Annotated in this window: 17 protein-coding genes; 6 read left to right on the forward strand and 11 right to left on the reverse strand. The window is 59.3% G+C overall.

Annotation, left to right across the window (positions count from 1 at the left end):
* Positions 1–259 precede the first annotated feature (259 nt).
* The 5 genes from istB to ACJU26_RS07860 all read right to left on the reverse strand — a co-directional run bounded on the left by istB (position 260) and on the right by ACJU26_RS07860 (position 3934).
* Positions 260–1018 (reverse strand): IS21-like element helper ATPase IstB, encoded by a 759-nt coding sequence (istB, locus tag ACJU26_RS07840; RefSeq protein ID WP_414039137.1) that lies wholly within the window; start codon positions 1016–1018, stop codon positions 260–262.
* Between the two features lie 17 nt (positions 1019–1035).
* Positions 1036–2556, reverse strand: a complete 1521-nt coding sequence (gene istA, locus ACJU26_RS07845) for an IS21 family transposase (protein WP_414041954.1) — start codon at positions 2554–2556, stop codon at positions 1036–1038.
* A gap of 269 nt (positions 2557–2825) precedes the next feature.
* Positions 2826–3038 (reverse strand): hypothetical protein, encoded by a 213-nt coding sequence (locus tag ACJU26_RS07850; RefSeq protein WP_414039138.1) that lies wholly within the window; start codon positions 3036–3038, stop codon positions 2826–2828.
* Positions 3035–3274 (reverse strand): pilin, encoded by a 240-nt coding sequence (locus ACJU26_RS07855; RefSeq protein WP_414039139.1) that lies wholly within the window; start codon positions 3272–3274, stop codon positions 3035–3037. The genes ACJU26_RS07850 and ACJU26_RS07855 overlap by 4 nt, the downstream gene beginning before the upstream one ends.
* A gap of 174 nt (positions 3275–3448) precedes the next feature.
* Positions 3449–3934, reverse strand: coding sequence for a prepilin-type N-terminal cleavage/methylation domain-containing protein (locus tag ACJU26_RS07860; protein WP_414039140.1), 486 nt, complete (start codon positions 3932–3934; stop codon positions 3449–3451).
* Between the two features lie 579 nt (positions 3935–4513).
* On the opposite strand from ACJU26_RS07860, the gene ACJU26_RS07865 reads away from it, so the two are divergent.
* From ACJU26_RS07865 to ACJU26_RS07875, 3 genes are read left to right on the forward strand one after another with little or no spacing between them, the layout of a single operon-like run.
* Positions 4514–4993: a tetratricopeptide repeat protein gene (locus ACJU26_RS07865; protein ID WP_414039141.1), complete on the forward strand. Its 480-nt coding sequence runs from the start codon at positions 4514–4516 to the stop codon at positions 4991–4993.
* 43 nt (positions 4994–5036) lie between these two features.
* Positions 5037–5378: a type II toxin-antitoxin system RelE/ParE family toxin gene (locus ACJU26_RS07870; protein ID WP_414039142.1), complete on the forward strand. Its 342-nt coding sequence runs from the start codon at positions 5037–5039 to the stop codon at positions 5376–5378.
* Positions 5375–5686 (forward strand): DNA-binding protein, encoded by a 312-nt coding sequence (locus tag ACJU26_RS07875; protein WP_414039143.1) that lies wholly within the window; start codon positions 5375–5377, stop codon positions 5684–5686. Before ACJU26_RS07870 ends, ACJU26_RS07875 begins: the two co-directional genes overlap by 4 nt.
* 55 nt (positions 5687–5741) lie before the next feature.
* Here ACJU26_RS07875 and purN read toward each other — a convergent pair whose 3' ends face one another.
* The 3 genes from purN to ACJU26_RS07890 form a co-directional block, all read right to left on the reverse strand.
* On the reverse strand, positions 5742–6431 hold the full coding sequence (purN, locus tag ACJU26_RS07880) for a phosphoribosylglycinamide formyltransferase (RefSeq protein WP_414039144.1): 690 nt from the start codon (positions 6429–6431) through the stop codon (positions 5742–5744).
* Complete coding sequence (gene purM / locus ACJU26_RS07885; protein WP_414039145.1) at positions 6424–7461, reverse strand: phosphoribosylformylglycinamidine cyclo-ligase; 1038 nt, start codon at positions 7459–7461, stop codon at positions 6424–6426. The genes purN and purM overlap by 8 nt, the downstream gene beginning before the upstream one ends.
* A gap of 133 nt (positions 7462–7594) precedes the next feature.
* The gene (locus ACJU26_RS07890) at positions 7595–8212 is read right to left on the reverse strand and encodes a superoxide dismutase (protein WP_414039146.1); all 618 of its coding nucleotides are present in this window, start codon (positions 8210–8212) and stop codon (positions 7595–7597) included.
* Positions 8213–8557: 345 nt separating this feature from the next.
* On the opposite strand from ACJU26_RS07890, the gene hda reads away from it, so the two are divergent.
* Both hda and ACJU26_RS07900 read left to right on the forward strand, forming a co-directional pair.
* Positions 8558–9295 (forward strand): DnaA regulatory inactivator Hda, encoded by a 738-nt coding sequence (hda, locus tag ACJU26_RS07895; RefSeq protein ID WP_414039147.1) that lies wholly within the window; start codon positions 8558–8560, stop codon positions 9293–9295.
* Entirely contained in the window at positions 9285–10223 is a 939-nt protein-coding gene (locus ACJU26_RS07900; RefSeq protein ID WP_414039148.1) for a YihY/virulence factor BrkB family protein, read from the forward strand. The genes hda and ACJU26_RS07900 overlap by 11 nt, the downstream gene beginning before the upstream one ends.
* A gap of 12 nt (positions 10224–10235) precedes the next feature.
* On the opposite strand, the gene ACJU26_RS07905 is transcribed toward ACJU26_RS07900, so the two are convergent.
* The 3 genes from ACJU26_RS07905 to ACJU26_RS07915 are packed head-to-tail and all read right to left on the reverse strand — an operon-like array spanning position 10236 to position 12208.
* Positions 10236–10916 (reverse strand): DUF1045 domain-containing protein, encoded by a 681-nt coding sequence (locus ACJU26_RS07905; RefSeq protein WP_414039149.1) that lies wholly within the window; start codon positions 10914–10916, stop codon positions 10236–10238.
* Positions 10917–10920: 4 nt separating this feature from the next.
* The gene (locus tag ACJU26_RS07910) at positions 10921–12078 is read right to left on the reverse strand and encodes an alpha-D-ribose 1-methylphosphonate 5-triphosphate diphosphatase (protein ID WP_414039150.1); all 1158 of its coding nucleotides are present in this window, start codon (positions 12076–12078) and stop codon (positions 10921–10923) included.
* Entirely contained in the window at positions 12056–12208 is a 153-nt protein-coding gene (locus tag ACJU26_RS07915) for a hypothetical protein (RefSeq protein ID WP_414039151.1), read from the reverse strand. Before ACJU26_RS07915 ends, ACJU26_RS07910 begins: the two co-directional genes overlap by 23 nt.
* Before the next feature lie 139 nt (positions 12209–12347).
* Here ACJU26_RS07915 and ACJU26_RS07920 point away from each other — a divergent pair, with 139 nt between their 5' ends.
* The gene (locus tag ACJU26_RS07920) at positions 12348–12614 is read left to right on the forward strand and encodes a superinfection immunity protein (RefSeq protein WP_414039152.1); all 267 of its coding nucleotides are present in this window, start codon (positions 12348–12350) and stop codon (positions 12612–12614) included.
* Positions 12615–12746: the final 132 nt, after the last annotated feature.

Below are 12746 nucleotides of genomic sequence, written 5' to 3' on the forward strand. Positions count from 1 at the left end.
TATCCACACAGTTAGAACATCCCTGCCTTTTTGCAAGGGATAACGATACGGGAGTCCATTCGTTGCTAACGGTTCATAAGGAGGACGCGGACCTTGCGGTTCACGGGGCATACATCAGCGCGGGAGGGAGTGGGTGACAGGATCGGACATGACCCCGACCCTGTCTGCGTATTCTGTTGATCGTGGGCACCGGTTCTGGCGATCGTGGGCACCCCTGGGGAGGGAACATTTTGGTCGTTGTGATTTTAAGCACAGGCGGTCACGATGGGTCAACTTTGGGGGTGGTGTCGGGGCCCCGGTGACGGCGTAGGGATTCGCCTTTCAGCTCCAGGCGGTGGGCGCTGTGCAGCAGGCGATCCAGGACGGCATCGGCCACGGTGGGCTCGCCCAGATAGTCATGCCAATGGTTGACGGGTAGCTGGCTGGTAATCAGGGTCGCTTTCTGGTTCACCCGGTCATCGATGATTTCCAGCAGGTCACGCACATCTTCTCCGCGCATGGGGGCCAGGCCCCAATCATCCAGGATCAGCAGGTCCACCTTGGCCAGGGTATTCAGATAGCGCCCGAAGCTGCCGTCCCCGTGCCGGGTCTGCAGTTCTTCAAACAGCCGGGGGAGACGGAGATAACGGACACTCAGCCCCTGCCGGCAGGCTTGCTGTCCCAGGGCGCAGGCCAGCCAGGTTTTACCGGTACCGGTGGCCCCGGTGATCAGGAGGTTCTGGCCCTGACGGATCCAGGTGTTTTGGATCAGGGAGCGCATCCGGGCGCGTTCCAGACCGCGCGAGGCCCGGTAGTCGATGTCTTCCACGCAGGCGTTGTGCTTGAGGTGAGCGAGCTTCAGCAGACGTGTCAGTCGGCGCTGATCCCGGGCACCGAGTTCCCGGTCCAGCAGCAGGCCCAGGCGCTCCTCAAAGGGGAGATCCTGGACCTGGGGGAGGCGCGATTGTTCTTCCAGGGCTTCGGCCATGGCGGTGAGGTTGAGCTGTCGTAAGGCCTGCAGGGTGGGTTGGTATAACATGGGAAACTCCTGGTATATCACTGGTAATAGTGGGGTCCACGGATATTGTCGTGGGTCGGGAGGGGGGTCGCGGGAGAGGGGCTCTCCTGGACCTGATCCATCCCCTGCTTCAGGATGGACTGGATGCTCTGGGTCGTCGGTGAACCGATCTTCAGCGCCCGGGCACAGGCGGCATCGAGACGCTCCTTGCCATAGCGCCGGGAGTAGCTGAGCAGGCCCAGACAGGATCGGTAGCCTTGTTCGGGATGGGCGCGCCGCGCCAGTTGCCAGCGCACCACGTCCCGGGTGGCAGGGCCAATGGACAGTGCCCAATTCAGGAGCCGTCCCGGGGACCACTCCCGGTGTTGCTGGTAGGCCTTGGGCAGGTGTTCCGGGACGGTGCTGTAACGCCCCTGCAGGGTCTGGCGGGGATGGCTGGCGACCCGCTGTTGCTGGTGGAAGATTTCCACCGTCCGGGCACTGACCCGCAGATCGACCCGGGTGCCGACCAGACGATAGGGTACCGAGTAAAAATGCCCCTGATAGGCCACATGGGAATCGATGCTGACCTTGGCGCTTTTCCAGAGTGCGTACACATAGTCCTGTGCGGGCAAGGGCTGCAGGGCGGGTTGCTCCAGGGATACGAAGGCGCTTTGGCGGCTGCCGGGTAGCTGCTTGAAGGGGCGCTGATTCAGCTCCTCCAGCAGGCGGCGCAGGGCGGTATTGAGTTCGCTCAGCGAGAAGAACTGGCAGTGCCGCAACCGCGCCAGGATCCAGCGCTCCACCACTTGCACACCGACTTCGACCTTCGCCTTGTCCTGGGGTTTATAGGGGCGGGTCGGCAGCACTACGGCTCCGTAATGGGAGGCCAGATCCCGATAGCTGCGGTTGATCTCGGGCTCATAGCGGGAGGCCTTGGTGACCGCCGCCTTGAGGTTGTCGGGGACCAGCAGGACGGGTACTCCGCCGAAGAACCGGAAGGCCCGGACATGGGCGCCCAGGAAGTCCGGCAGACTCTGGCTCCAGGTGGCCTCACAGTAGGTATAGCTGGAAGCTCCCAGCACTGCCACAAAAATCTGGGCCTGCCGGACCTCGCCGGTCCCCGGGTCCACGACCGCTACCGTCGGCCCCGCATAATCAATGAAGAGTTTTTCACCCGCCACATGCTGTTGCCGCATGCTGGTTTTGAGGCGGGCTTTCCAGCTACGGTAATGGACACAGAACTGCGCATACTGATAGGTGCGCTCATCCGGATGGGCGGCGACATACTCTTCCCAGAGCAGTTGCAGGGTCACGCCCTTACGCCGTAATTCCGTATGGATCTGCGCCCAATCGGGCAGGACCGGTCGGGACGCCGGGAGCGGCCGGCTGCGCGGATTCAGCCGCTGTTCTACCTCCACGACCGTCAGCCCATCGGGCACTGGCCACCCTATCTGGGCTTCAACCGCCCGTTGCAGATATTTGCCTACCGTCCCCTTGGACAGCCCGCAGGCCCGGGCAATTTGCCGCTGACTACAACCGGCGGCATGTAATCGCAGAATCTCGATTATTGCTTTCATGGTCATCCTCGGTGTGGGCATGCTGGATCTCCTCAAAAGACCCAGATTGCCGCTCAAGCCAATGAATGACCAAAATGTTTTCTACGCGCCAGAGGAATTTCCGCAAGACATTCTGGCATCGTGGGCACCGATTCTGGAAAATCGCGCAAACTGCCCACGATCCGCCAGAATCAGTGCCCACCATCGCCCAGAATCACCGCCCACGATCATTCAGAATGACTGCCCACGATGGGCCAGAATACGCACCCTGTCCCCCTGATGGCTCCTGTTCAGGCGTGCCGCAGGCTGTGATGGCCGGCGTTGGCAGCAGCCTGGTCCTGGCTGCGGCGCATGGCGTAAAGGGCCTGCAGTTCACTGCGCACCACGTTCAGCTCCATGTCGATACTGGCCACCGGCGCCCCCCGTTCTTCCCGGAGATGAAGCAACTGATGCCGCCGGTTCTGGAGGGTCTGAATGCGTGCTTGCCGTTCGGTTTCGTTCATGATCGTTCTCCTGTGTATTGATGGGTTACCGTAGTCAGAGTCATTTTCATCGTGGATACCGCCTCCCGAAAATTGGCCACCAACGCCTCCGCCTGGGCATCCCGAAGGTACTGGAAGTACTGGGGGATGGCGGTGGCCGCCAGAATGCCGATGAGGACAATGACGATCATGATCTCGATGAGGGTAAAGTCGGTCTGGAGGGCTGGAACCAGCGCCTTTTCGGTCTGGTGGCCCAAATGGTTTTGTTCATGCTGGGGATCTTTACTCCGTTGTGTTACAGGAAGCTGCGCTTTGTTCCGCTTTGCTCCTCGAAACTTCGCTTTCCGAAAGGGTTCTGGAGCGGTAAAAGCGGGGGTCCAGAGCACTGTCCGAAAGGGGCACCCCCGAGGGGGTGCAGCACTTAATCAAATTTATGAATAAGAAACCCCACCGTTCTGATCAATTGTAGCTGTGGTTGACGTCCCTGAAGCACTAATACCTGCTGCTGTAAGAGCATTTGTGATTTTGGTGGGTAAGCCACCCGTGCAGGTACCATAATCTACTGTAAAGACAACGGAAGAATTTGGAGCAACCGTGACAACACTGGTTGTAGTAGCAGTGCCGTTAACAGACGCCGACATTACGGCGCATCCTTCCACACCTGAAGAATAATTAGTAGGTAAATATATTGAGGTTGTTTGCCCTGCGGCACCGGCTGCTACAGCAGCGGTTCCTTGAGTTACAAGTTGATGAAAGTCTTGCGTGATCGTAGTAGCTTTCGAAGTCTCAATATACTGCTCATACTGCGGAATAGCGATGGCCGCCAGAATGCCGATGATGGCAATGACGATCATCAGTTCGATGAGGGTAAAACCGGCTTCTGCCGTGCGCTTGGCTTGCTGAACCTTCCTGCTCATGAAAATGCTCCTTCTGTGATAAACCGTTGGGACAGCGCCAGTGGCGCCGCACGGGGTTTAAGAGAGCATATTTCGTGCCTGTTTGCCAGGCACCTGTGCTTATCATTGTGTAACCCATTGTTACTATGACGCTTCCTCATTATAAACACGCTGTTTCAAAACTTTCCCATCCCCTGACATGAAGGGGTAACCCCATGGGATTAGGTGTTTTGCGCCTGATTCACGGCGCCAAAACCGTTCCGAGCCAAAAATGGCGCGTCATTGACAACGCCATGCCTTTCATCCTCTGAAAATGTCGTCGTTTTTACCGCGCCATTCCGGAATGGCGGAGATTCGCTCATGAACAAGTCCGCTTATGCCCGGAAACTGCCACATTCATTCAAGACAGCGGCACAACGCTTGGCACGCGAGGATGGGGTATTCCTCAATCACAGGGAGAACGGCCAACGTATTTTGTTTTCCGTTTTCGGATGACATCAAGGCACTGGGGTTGCGACTGCATGGGGCGCATGGTTAAAAAGGCTTGCGCCGGGTACTTCAGAATTTGTACATTGAGATTTTAGGATGGATTAAGGTGTTATGCGTCATCTGATCAGTACCCAGACAGCGGCCCTGTTGACGGGCAAGGCCATGCGCACCGTGCAGCATTGGGTGGCCGACGGGGGCGTGAAGAACGTGACGGTGGAGCGGCGCCGGGCGGGCATCGAGCGCGACCGTTCCCTGGTGTCGCTGGAGGATCTTTCTAGCCGCATTCCCATGGCCCTGAACCCCGAGCGGATAGAAACCATCATGCAGGCCAACGCGGGGGATCTGGATGCCATGTTGCAGGTGGGCCTGGAGTTTTTTGGCGAGCAGGAGCTGAAAATCGCGGCGGAGTGGTTTCATCTGGCGGCCAAAAAAGGCCAGGTGGATGCCATGGAATGGTTGTCCATCTGCTATCTGAATGGCCTGGGTTGTGCGGAAGACCCCGCCGAAGGGCTGCAGTGGCTGAGCAAGGCCGCTGCCTTGGGGCATCCGGTGGCCAGGGTCAAGCTCCAGGCGATGGGGTTTGCATTGTAACGGATGTGAGTTGACATTTTTCGCATAAAAGCGAAAATAAAGCATGTTCGAGATCAAGCACTACATCACTGTTGACGGCCAGGATGTTTTCGCGGACTGGCGCGATCAGATGAAAGACTCCAAGGCGAAAATCGCTATTGACCGTCGCATTTACCGTGCAGAGCTGGGCAATTTGGGTGATCATAAGCCATGCAGGGAAGGGGTGTGGGAGCTTCGTATTGACGTGGGGCCTGGCTACCGCATTTATTACGCGCAGGCTGGGAAGACCTTGGTTTTATTGCTTTGCGGCGGCATCAAGCGTTCGCAGGATGTTGACATATTGAAGGCCTGTGAATACTGGAAAGACTGGCAAACCAGCAATATGAATGAGGTGATAAGACGATGAAAGACAGAGCACATGACGACGCGATGGCCGAAGTTTTTCGTAAAGATCCGGCCTATGCGGTGGATCTGCTGAATAGCATCCTGGAGGATGGTGACCAGGGCGAGCTGCTGATTGCACTGCGTCAAATGGCGAAGGCTTTCGGTGGTGTGTCGAAAGTGGCCGAGAAAGCACAGATTAACGGTACGCATATATACCGCACGCTGTCCGCAGAGGGTAACCCGGAAATCCGCAGCCTGTCGGCGATTCTCAAGGCTATGGGTCTGCGCCTCTCTGTGCAGCCCATCCAGCACCCGGCAACGCATGTATGAAGCTGCTGGGAGGCTCTCACGGGCCATAGCTGATGGCGGCCAAAAAAGGCCAGGGTCAAGCTCCAGGCGATGGGGTTTGCATTGTAACGGATGTGAGTTGCGGATGAACGACCGTTTCCGCAGCGGCAGGGAAGGGAGTTGACCAGTGCACCCGGCCTGCTTCCAGCCGACAGTGCCCGCTGAGAATGGCCGCCAGCGCCTGGGGATAAATCTGGTGTTCGGCATCCAGGACGCGCTCAGCCAGGCGGGCGGGATCGTCATCGGGGTGGACGGGGACGGCGGCCTGCACAATGCTGGGGCCGGCGTCCAGTTCCGGGGTCACGAAGTGAACCGTAGCCCCGTGCCAGCACACCCCCTGTTCCAGGGCGCGGGCATGGGTGTGCAGGCCGGGAAAGGCGGGCAGCAGGGACGGGTGAATATTGACCAGGCGGCCCAGATAATGCGTCACAAAAGATACCGTCAACCGGCGCATGAAGCCGGCCAGTACCACCAGATCCGGGGCATGGGCGTCGATGCCTTGGCGCAGGGCCGCATCAAAATCTGCGCGGCTGGGGTAGTTGCGATGGTCCATGACCTGGGTGGGGATGCCAGCCTGCTTGGCCAGAGCCAGTCCGGGCGCGTCGGCGCGATTGCTGATGACGCAGACAATGGCCGTATCGGGTACTTGCCCGCTCTGACAGGCGCGGAGAATGCTCTGCAAATTACTGCCGCGCCCGGAGATCAGCAGCACCAGTTTTTTAGTCAAGATAAACGACTCCGGCATCCTCCTGTCTGGGAGCCAGTTGGCCGATGATGAAGCCCTGTTCGCCGCTGGTTTCCAGGGACTCCAGGGCGCTCTGCCGGGATTCCCAGGGGACCATGGCGACCATGCCGATGCCGAGGTTGAACACCCGGCGCATTTCTTCTGTCGTTACTTGACCTTGTTCCTGTAACCATTGGAATAGAAGGGGTATTTTCCAACTCCTGGGGTCGATGTGAGCGCTGAGATGGGCGGGCAGGGAGCGGGGCAGGTTTTCGGTCAGGCCACCGCCGGTGATGTGGGCCAGGGCATGGACGGGGACGACCTTGCGCAGGTTTTGAATGGCGCGGACATAAATCCGGGTGGGACGGAGGAGCAAGTCAACCAGAGTCTCGCCCTGGAGCTGGATGTGGGCATGGGCGCCGCTGCGCACCAGAATTTCGCGGATGAGGGAATAGCCGTTGCTGTGGGCGCCGGAGGAGGCGATGCCGATGAGGGCGTCGCCTTCCTGACAGGCGGCGCTGCTCAGGATTTCGCTTTTTTCGACGATGCCGACGGCAAAACCGGCCAGATCATAATGGCCGCCGGGGTACATGCCGGGCATTTCGGCGGTTTCACCACCGAGCAGGGCGCAGCCCGCCTGCCGACAGCCTTCGGCTATGCCCGCGATGACGGTTTCGGCGACCTCGGTGTCCAGTTGTCCGCAGGCGTAATAGTCCAGAAACCACAGGGGCTCGGCGCCAGAGACGAGAATATCGTTGACGCACATGGCTACCAGATCCATACCGATGCCGTCATGCTGCTGGGCTTCCAGGGCGAGGAGGAGTTTGGTGCCGACCCCGTCGGTGCCGGAAACCAGTACCGGCTCGCGGTAGCCGCCGGGTAATTCAAACAGACCGCCAAAGCCACCGATGCCGCCGAGCACGCCGGGACGCTGGGTGCTGCGGGCCAGGGGCCTGATCCGCTCCACCAGCGCATTTCCTGCGTCTATGTTGACTCCCGCACTGCGATAACTCAGGGGTTTGGGGCTGTCCACAGCATCTTCCTCCGTTGATTTGCGGCCATGTTAGGGGGGCGATGGGCGGCTGTCAAAAGAGCGGCTGGGCCGCTCTTGATATGACCGGGGATGACCCAGTCGGGGACTGTGTCAGAGGTCGGTGAATGGCTGCTTAGAAGCGCTTGAAAATCTGACCGCTTTTGGCGGCCTGAAAACGGGCCTCAATGATGCTCCAGTTCATGTTTTTGTGCAGGGCAGCCAGGTAGTCGCCCCGGCCCAGGGCTTTCCAGTCCACCATGTAGGCGTGCTCGAACACGTCCACAACCACCAGCGGCGCAAAACCGCCGACATTGCCGTCTTCGTGCAACTGTATGAAATGATTGTTGATCTGCCCGGTGGTGCCGTCGTAATAGGCAATGGCCCAGCCAATGCCACGGCTTTTGGCGGCAGCCACGAGATCTTCGTGCCAGGCTTCGGCGCTGCCGAACTGTTCGGTAACGGCGGCCTTGAAGCTCGGAGCCTGATCCATGCTGGCGCCGGGTTTCATCTGGGCAAAGTAGTATTCATGCAGCACCATGCCGTTATACTCGAAACCAAAACGACGGCGGCGGTCGGCATAGGTCAGGGAAGCGGTTTTGCCCGCAGCCCGCATTTCTTTCAGTTCTTTGTGCAGGGCGTTGCTCTGGTTAACATAGCCGATGTACAAACCCCAGTGATCGTTGATCTGAGCGTCGGAAATGCCGTCCAACCCGCTGGGCTTCAATTCTTCACGCACTTTGTATTCAGACATTGCTTTACTCTCCTGCTTGTCGGATGAAGGGAACCCCTTAGATTGTAGTCAGTGGCGCGAGGCGCTGCAAACGACCTGCCGGTCGTCTGATGGGGGCCAGTGACGCGTCTCGGCAGTGCCGTGCGGTTTGGCGTGCATGGCATTCATCATCAGAATCTGCTTGACAGGTCGCGGCCCCTTGCCTAGCTTCTTGCACATGCCAAAGCCTGATTGTTGCACATTCGTAGTCTTTGATTCCTGGCCCTTTATGTTGCCGCAGAGCGGGCTGGATGGCGAGGCTGCCGGGTTTTGCGCTTGCGGCGGCCATTCCGGACGCAATGCCGCTCTGCTTGCGGGGCGATGGCCGTGAAGCCGATAATGGGCTCCCCGGGTCAACTGCTGCTACCTCTGGGCTTGAAGACGGCGTGTACCCTGGATGCGTTTTGTGGAGCGGCCAATGGGGCGGCGCTGGATGCGGTGCGCAGCCTGCTGGATCTGCCCTCCCCGATTTTTGGACTGTATCTGCATGGGCCGGCGGGGGTGGGTAAAAGCCATCTGCTCCAGGGCGCGGCACAAACGGGTCCGGGCTGGGTCCCCTATTTGGACTGTGCCGAGCTGAGGGGTGGGCTGGAGCCACTCTCGTTGCCCGATGCTTATGCCACTCTGGTCGATGCGCCCCTGGTCTGTCTGGATAATGTGGATACCTGGGCAGGCGGGCGTGAGCACGAGATGTTTTTGTATGGCCTGTATAATGAGCGTTTCCAGCGCGGACGGCCGCTGTTACTGGCGGGACGGGAAGCTCCCCGGCAACTGCCCTGGATTTTGCCCGATTGGTCCAGCCGGGTGATGGCCTGCCTGCAGATGCCCTTGCAATTACCGGACGATGCCGAGCGCCTGCGGATTTTGCAGGCGATGGCCCTGCGCCGGGGCCTGCGCATGGATCAGGAAGTGGCCCGTTATGTGTTGCGCCATCACACCCGTGACATGGGGGCTTTGGATCTGCTGCTGGAGAAGCTGGACGCCCTCAGTTGGGCGCAGCAGCGGCAATTGACCATTCCCTTTGTTCGTCACTGCCTGGAGACGGAGGCTGTGTGTGACCCCTGAGCAGAAGCCGGGCCAGCAATGCTTCAATCGGAAGGGGAATGAACCTCGTCCCCAGGCTGCTGCGCAGGCCAGTCTTCTGGTCCGGCTGGGTTTTCGGGTGTATCGAGCCTGGCAGGGCTTCTGGAAGGATGACTGCATCGATCGCGCCGGACTGCTTTCCTATACCACCTTGTTTGGCCTGATACCTTTGGCCGTGCTGGTGTTCAGCATGTGGAACCTGGTGGGTTTCAGCGTCATTCATCGCGCCCAGGTGGACCAGTTGATATTGCGCAGCTTCGTGCCCCAGACCGGCTATGCCATTTTGCGTGAAGTGAATCTGCTGGCCGCCAAGGGCGCGCAACTGGGTCTGGTGGGGGTATTGGGCCTGTCGCTGACGGCGGTGTTTCTGTTGCATGCCGTGGAACGGCATCTCAATGCCATCTGGGGGGTGCAACCCCATTGCTGGTGGTGCCGCATTTTACGCTATTGGGCCATGCTGGTTGTGGTGCCTTTGAGTGTCGCTCTGCTCCTGCCCCTGCTGGGGCCGCTTCAGCCGCTGCTGCGCTTGCTGGGGAATATCCCGGTGCTCCCGCCGTTTTTCAGTCACCTGCTGACTTTTCTGGTAGTGACGGTGATGATGCTTTTACTCTATAAGATTTTGCCAGCGTCATCTCCGCGCTGGCGGGATGCCTTGCTGGGGGGAATTACCGTGGCGCTGCTGTTTGAACTGGACAAGTTCGGGTTGTCAGAATATCTGCGCTTTTCGACCTTTGAAACCGTGTATGGGGCACTGGGCGCCTTTCCGGTGTTTTTGCTCTGGCTCTATGTGGCCTGGGCCAGCATTTTGTTCGGCGCGGAGATGGCCGAGGCAGGGGGGTATGCCCAGAATTCTCCGCCTAACCCGGCTCGTACACCAGACGCACCCGCGCAGACGGATAAATCACCGTAGAAAACTCAATGCCTACCCCGGAAGGGTCAATGTTGACGTTTTCGCGAGAGGTATGCGCTGGAGGAGAGTAAAGGGTGCGTCAGGGCTGTTTTCACAGAGAATAGCCAGACTGCGCACCAGGCGCGGCTGCGCAGGCAAATCGCCAAAGTGGCTTTTGGCTGCTTCCAGCAGGCGGCTGTCGGGCTGCTGGTCGCTGAGGGTCATGTGAAAGATGAACTCTTCAAAAACATAGGGATAGCCCCACTGTTCCAGATATTGCCGCTGGCGGTCCTGGCGCAGCTTCTGGCTTCTGGCCTCCAATTCGTCGGCGGTGTAGGGACGACGCCAGGGTTCCAGGATGCGCACACAGGTGTCCGCAAGTTGGGCCAGTTGGAGAGATGCCTGGCTGAGGCGCAGGGCGACAAAGCCTTCGTCCTGGGTGTACTGCAGCGGGGGGAGGGTAAAGGCGGGAAAGCCGGCCAGCGTCCTGCTCAGGGTTTGGAGCAAGCTGTCCAGGTCGCCCTGCAAGGGCATGGGAGCCTTGATGGTGGCATGAAAACCGTAACGGCTGGCCCGGCGCGAGGCTTCGGCAAGGCCCACCACGGCAGGGCGGGGACAAGATCGGGCGCTTTCCGGGTTCCAGCCCAGCCAGCTACAGCCCGCCTGCCAGAGGGGGTCGTCGGCTTCCGGCAAATAGTAAATGGCGACGCGCATGACTTCAGGCGATCCTTTCGCCGGCTTTCCAGACGGCGCGTAAATAGGGATGCTGGTCAGCCGAGCGAACCCGGAGGAGATCACCGCGCAAGCCGACTCTCAGGGCGCCGCGATCTTCCAGGCCGAGCATTTGCGCCGGGGCAAGGCTGACCATGCGCAGCGCGCCGGGCAGATCCGTCAAGCCCATCCGGGTCAGAGCAAAGGCCGCTTCCAGCAGGGCATGGGGCACATAGTCCGAAGCCAGCACCTGCACCAGTCCGGCCGCGACCAGATCCTTCACGGCGACGTTGCCGGAATGGGAACCACCGCGCACCACATTGGGCGCACCGGCAACCGTGGCCATGCCGAGTCTGCCCGCCTCCTGGGCGGCGGCCATGCTTACCGGAAATTCGGCAATGCAAATGCCCTCTGCCGCATTGCGCTGAATTTCTGCGGCAGTGCGGTCATCGTGACTGGCGATTTGTAAATGCATCCCTTGCCTGGCGGCCATTTCTTGCAGCTTGCGCAGGAGGTAACGCCGGTTTTTTTCGCTATAGGTTTCCCGGCGTTGCTGGGCTTCCTCAATCATCTGCTCCAGCTCGGCTTCACTGTAACCATCGCCGCGCCGGCTTTCCCGGAATTTATCCAGGTTGGCGTGTTGCCCGACACCGGGGGTGTGGTCCATGAGGCTGATCATGCGCACGGGCGCCTGGGTCATGGCCGTTTCAAACAATGCCTGCATGTTGGGGGTGGGCAGTTCACAACGCAGATGAAGCACATGGTCGGAACGGAGCAGGCCCTGCTTTTCCAGAAAGTTGAGATCGACCATGGCGTCGCGCAGGGTCTGGATGCGCTGAGTTTCAAAGCCTGCATCGCCCACACAGAGGGCGTCGGCGACGGAGGTGATGCCCGCTGCGGCGCACTGACTGTCATGGGCCAGAAAGGCCGAGCGGGACGGCCAGCGGACATTGCTGCGCGGCTGCACCTGGCGTTCGAGATTGTCGGTGTGGACGTCCACCAGCCCCGGCAGCAACCAGTCGCCCTGTCCATCCTCACTGCCAGGGCGGGGGTGAGGATCTTCATCCAGAGCAACGATGTAGCCATGTTCGTCCAGTTCCAGGGCACCGTGGACAATCCGATCTTCCAGCACCATGCGAAAATTACTGAAGGCCAGGGTTTTCATGGGAATGCTCCGCTAAGGATGGGGTGAAATATTGCCGGTCGGCGACCTGCTGGACCAGATCGGCATCATGAAAGACGGCGAGTACCGCCCGCCCGGATTGCTTGGCTTCCATGATCAGCTTTTTTACCATAGCTGCATTGTCACCTTCCAGTGAGGCCGTCGGCTCCTCCAGATAGAGCGGGATATGCACGCGAAAGGGCGGGCAAGATATATTCCCTTCCCGAGCAAAATCACGATATGATGAGGTGTTTCTGTTGTGGGGGTGCTTCGTGTTGCGCTGGATTACGGACAGCTCTACCGGTTTTGTCGTATTGCTGGTCATCGCTTTCATTGTGCTGCTGGGGGTCTATTTGTTGCCCACCCTGTTGGCGTGGTTGATGGCTTGTCCACAGCGGATGACCATTATGCTGGTCAATGTTTTTCTCGGCTGGACGGTGTTGGCCTGGATTGCGGCGCTGACCTGGGCATTGGCTACTGCACAGGATGAAGGATTTGACGACGAAGCGCCGAAAAGGCGGGATCCTTGGCTGCGCTAGTCGTCGAACGAAATAAATTATAAAAACTCAGCTTTACTACAGATCCATTCAAGTGATTTGAATATATGGTTGTACGCGGCCAAAAACTTGCTGGCATCGCAGGGCATATTTCTGCAGCGCGTGCGGGGTGCT

It is taken from the genome of Acidithiobacillus sp. M4-SHS-6 (assembly GCF_047421495.1).
In the GTDB taxonomy this organism is placed as follows: Bacteria; Pseudomonadota; Gammaproteobacteria; order Acidithiobacillales; family Acidithiobacillaceae; genus Acidithiobacillus.